Origin of the sequence: Faecalibacillus sp. TM498, assembly GCF_020589955.1 — a bacterium.
Taxonomy (GTDB): domain Bacteria; phylum Bacillota_I; class Bacilli_A; order Erysipelotrichales; family Coprobacillaceae; genus Faecalibacillus; species Faecalibacillus intestinalis.
The window spans coordinates 1-4,395 of the sequence record NZ_JAJDKB010000091.1; the positions used below are offsets into that span (position 1 = coordinate 1).

General features: G+C 28.3%; 6 protein-coding genes. 5 read left to right on the top strand and 1 reads right to left on the bottom strand.

The genetic code is table 11. The features are described 5' to 3' along the window. Positions 1-83 precede the first annotated feature (83 nt). Positions 84-503 carry a hypothetical protein gene (locus LJD32_RS14555; protein ID WP_032089670.1) on the bottom strand — a complete coding sequence of 140 codons (420 nt, stop codon included), beginning with the start codon at positions 501-503 and terminating at the stop codon, positions 84-86. A gap of 54 nt (positions 504-557) precedes the next feature. On the opposite strand from LJD32_RS14555, the gene LJD32_RS14560 reads away from it, so the two are divergent. From LJD32_RS14560 to LJD32_RS14580, 5 genes are all read left to right on the top strand, one after another. Continuing rightward, entirely contained in the window at positions 558-758 is a 201-nt protein-coding gene (locus LJD32_RS14560) for a DUF1146 domain-containing protein (protein WP_032089671.1), read from the top strand. 23 nt (positions 759-781) lie between these two features. Beyond that, the gene (spoIID, locus tag LJD32_RS14565; RefSeq protein WP_227392761.1) at positions 782-1,678 is read left to right on the top strand and encodes a stage II sporulation protein D; all 897 of its coding nucleotides are present in this window, start codon (positions 782-784) and stop codon (positions 1,676-1,678) included. Between the two features lie 33 nt (positions 1,679-1,711). After that, complete coding sequence (locus tag LJD32_RS14570; RefSeq protein ID WP_032089673.1) at positions 1,712-2,341, top strand: M23 family metallopeptidase; 630 nt, start codon at positions 1,712-1,714, stop codon at positions 2,339-2,341. Between the two features lie 105 nt (positions 2,342-2,446). Beyond that, complete coding sequence (locus LJD32_RS14575) at positions 2,447-3,436, top strand: rod shape-determining protein (RefSeq protein WP_022001045.1); 990 nt, start codon at positions 2,447-2,449, stop codon at positions 3,434-3,436. Positions 3,437-3,525: 89 nt separating this feature from the next. Further along, positions 3,526-4,299, top strand: a complete 774-nt coding sequence (locus tag LJD32_RS14580) for an HAD family hydrolase (RefSeq protein WP_227392762.1) — start codon at positions 3,526-3,528, stop codon at positions 4,297-4,299. The last annotated feature ends 96 nt before the right edge of the window (positions 4,300-4,395 follow it).

Below are 4,395 nucleotides of genomic sequence, written 5' to 3' on the forward strand. Positions count from 1 at the left end.
CACATGCCTTTCACGCATGCATTCACGGGTTCGAATCCCGTACGAGTCACCATTTGTAAATCACATCACTTCGGTGATGTTTTTTATTTATTTGCGATTTCTTCATCAAGTATATTCAAATATATATTTGTTAGTTTTGTGTTTCTTTGATCAATTATAGAAGAAATATAGGAGGTTAGGTTTTTTATTTGTTCGTCGTTATTCGCGTTAAAACTTTCACTGCAAAATATTTTCGTGCTTGATCCTTCATACTCTAACATCCAATATATATTTTTTTTAAAACTTCCTTGATTAACAGGCTCTTTTACAATTGGATGATAACTTGATGTGTTTAATTCTTGATAATAACGATCAAGATAAGAAACATTATTAAGTGTTTCTTCTTGGTAAAGTTTCATCTGAGTTTGTAATATATTTGTAGGAGCTTGGGTTGCAAGAAGTTCGTACATACTTGCTGAATAGAGTCGATTATAGATAAGATATTGTAAAGTTTTATTTGTCAAAATGATCACCCTGTTTATTATATGCAGATTAATGGGTTATATGAGGAGAAATATATGTCATATCAGATATTAAAGTTAATTGTTTATTTGTTTTCTATTTTATCTTCAATGTATGGGTTAAGTTGTTTTCATTATGAAAAATATATTCTTAAGGGGAAATTAAAACAATTTTATTGTTTATATCTTGTTGCTTCTGTATCTTTGGGTTATTTATTTGCATCTTTTATTTTAGATTTTGTAACAATACATTTTTAATTTAAGTTTTCATATATTAAAATATGAAAACTATTTTTTTTAAATTATTACTTATTCTATTTATTTTATTAGCGATTATTTTGTTGTATCAACCAACTAAAGAGAAAGATTCTTTATATAAAGGAAAAGAAAATGAAGATGTTTATGTAAGTGTACAAGTTGGAGATAATACACAAAAAATTCTTTTAGATGACTATTTATTAGGGGTCGTTGCTGGAGAAATGCCGGCAAGTTTTGAACTTGAAGCAATTAAAGCACAAGTTGTCGCAAGTCGAACTTTTGTTTATTCGCGTTTATTAAGTGTAGATAATACAACCAATACACAAGTTTATCTAGATGATGAAAAGATGAAGGTTTCATGGAGTGATCGTTATGAAGAATATAAAGAGAAAGTTCAAAAAGCTATTGTAGAAACTAAGGGGGAAATCTTAACTTACCAAGGAAAGTGTATTTCAGCTCTTTTTTATTCAAGCAGTAATGGAAAAAGCGAAAATGTAGAAAACTATTTTAAAGGTTCAAGTCAACCGTATTTGGTTTCTGTAGATTCACATTGGGATCAAGAATATGATCCTCAGTTTATAAGAAAAGTAAAATATACTAAAGCACAGCTTAATTCACTTTTTGGAGGTTCGTTTCAATATCGTTTTTTAGAACACTATCCTAGTGGGAGAGTTAAATCTATTCTTATTAATCAAAAACAATATAGTGGTAGGGAAATAAGAGAAAAACTACAATTGTCTTCAAGTGATTTTGAAATAGTTAAAGAAGGAAATTCTTATATTTTTGTGACTAAAGGATGTGGACATGGAGTTGGGTTGTCTCAATATGGTGCACAAGGAATGGCAAAGGAAGGATATAATTATCAAGCTATTTTAAAACACTATTATCAAGGAGTAGAGATTTCAAAGAATAAAGAATGATTTTATGGTTACACTTCTTAAGAGGTGAAAAGCATGAAAGGATTATTGAAGAGAAATAAAAAAACATTTATTTTTATGACTTCACTTTTATTATTTTTAATAGGTGCCGGTGTTATTCAGGAAATTGTTAAGAATTTAAAACCATTCGAAGATGTACCAGTAGTTTCGGTAGAAACAAAAGATGAAAATAAAAATCAAGGAAGTGAAATCTTAAAAAAACCAGTTAATGATGATGTTAAAGTAAGTAAGGGTTTTTATGATACGTCTTTAGATGATAAAAAATTAGAAGAAGCACTTGTTTATTTTGAAGGAGTCTATCGTCCTAATGATGGGATTGATTATACAAAGGATAATGAAAGCTTTGATGTTTATGCGAGTGCAAGTGGGACTGTTATTAGAAAAGAAAATGATTCTTTATTAGGATGGATTGTTACGATTGAACATCAAAAAGGTATTCAAACAATTTATCAATCTTTAGATGATATTAAAGTTGAAAAAGGAGATCAAGTGAAACAAGGAGATGTTATTGGAAAAGCAGGAAATAATGTTTATCAATCAACATTAAAAAAACATTTACATTTTATTGTTTCAATTGATGATAAAACTGTAAATCCTGATAAATATTTTAATCAAAAAATTGAAAAAATTAAGACGTCATCATGATAAATTTATATTTATAAAAAAATTAGTGTCTTTTGTTTTTTTGCCTTGTAATTCAATAAAATCGTGATACAATATTGAGGAAAAAACATACAAGGAGGAGAAATAATGGCATTATCAAAAGAAATTGGTATCGATTTAGGTACTGCAAATATATTAATTTATGTCAAAGGTGAAGGTATTGTAGTCAATGAACCTTCAGTAGTGTCAATAGATGAAGAAACTAAAAAGCCATTAGCTGTAGGACAAGAGGCAAAAGATATGTTAGGTAAAACTCCTGGTAGGGTTCAAGCAATTAGACCATTAAAAGATGGAGTTATTGCAGATTTTAGAATTACTGAAATCTTATTAACTCATTTTATTAATAAATTAAATTTAAAAGGAATTTTTGCTAGACCAACAATCTTGATTTGTTGTCCATCTAACATCACTTCAATTGAAAAATCAGCAATTAGAGATGTTGCTGAAAGATGTGGAGCTAAAAAGGTATTTATCGAAGAAGAACCAAAAGTAGCAGCAATTGGAGCTGGTCTTGAAATTAATAAACCAACAGGTAATATGGTTATTGATATCGGTGGAGGAACTACTGATATTGCAGTATTATCTTTAGGTGATATTGTAACAAGTTCATCTTTAAAAATTGCTGGTGACGTCATGGATGCGGACATTATTAAATTTGTTAAAGATAAATATAAATTATTAATTGGAGATCGTACTGCTGAACAAATTAAATTAGAAATTGGTTCTGCTGTAAAAGGATCATCTGATAAAACATTTGAAGTACGTGGTAGAGACTTAGTAACTGGATTACCACATACAATTACTATTACATCAAACGAAACTGAATTAGCACTTAGAGAAACTTGTGCAACAATTGTTAAAGAAACTAAACATGTTCTTGAACAAACACCACCAGAATTAGCTGCTGATATCGTATCACGTGGTATTTTCTTAACAGGTGGAGGAGCTTTATTAACTGGTTTAGATAGATTATTAGAATCTGAATTAAATGTTCCTGTATTCGTAGCAGATGATGCATTAAATTGTGTTGCTAATGGATGCGGTGTGATGTTAGAAAACTTACACTATATGAAATAGACTGTTCTTTTTGAACAGTTTTTTTCTTATCTAGAAATTATACAAATTGAATAGTTAAAAATGATACAATCTCATCTGAGGTGAAAATGGTGAAAAAAGTATTATTTTTTGATATAGATGGAACATTATTAAATAGTGAATTAAAAATCCCTGAAGGAGTAAAAAAGGAACTTAAGAGATTAAAAGATGCTGGGCATTATTTATTTGTTGCTTCAGGGAGACCTTTAGCGTTTATTTCTAATCAAATTATTGAGGCTGGATTTGATGGTTTTGTCTTATGTAATGGAGCGCATGTGGAATTAAATCATAAAATTATTTTTGAAAATAGAATTCCCTATGAAAAAGTGGTTGGTTTAATGAAAATGTTAGAAAGTGTTGATTGTGAATATAATTATGAAACAGCAACAGATTGTTATATTGATCCTGCTTATCATAATTTTATTGAATTCTTTAAAATTTGTGATATTCGTCATGAAAAATTAATAACAAATTTTGATAAAGAAGAAGTAATGCATCGTACTTTAAAAATAGAAATAAGTGCTAAAAAAGATCATGATAAAATTATTGATTATATTGCTGATAAATTTTATTTTGATCATCACGGAACAGCTAATTCATTTGAAATATGTGCTTTAGATACTTCTAAAGCAACGGGTGTAGAAAAAGTTCTAGAACATTTGAATATTGATAAAGATCATAGTTATGCTTTTGGAGATGGCTTAAATGATTTAGAAATGATTAAATATGTAGGTCATGGGATTGCTATGAAAAATGCTGTTGATCAATTAAAAGAAGTGGCAGATGAAGTTATTGGTCATGTAGATGAAAATGGTTTAGAAGAGTATTTAAAAAGGATTTATTAATGACGAAATTTTTATTTCGTTATTTTTTTTGCTTTTTTAAAAAAAATAAAAAGAAAAAGATCAAAAAATTGTCTATATAATAATAGGAGGAAAAAT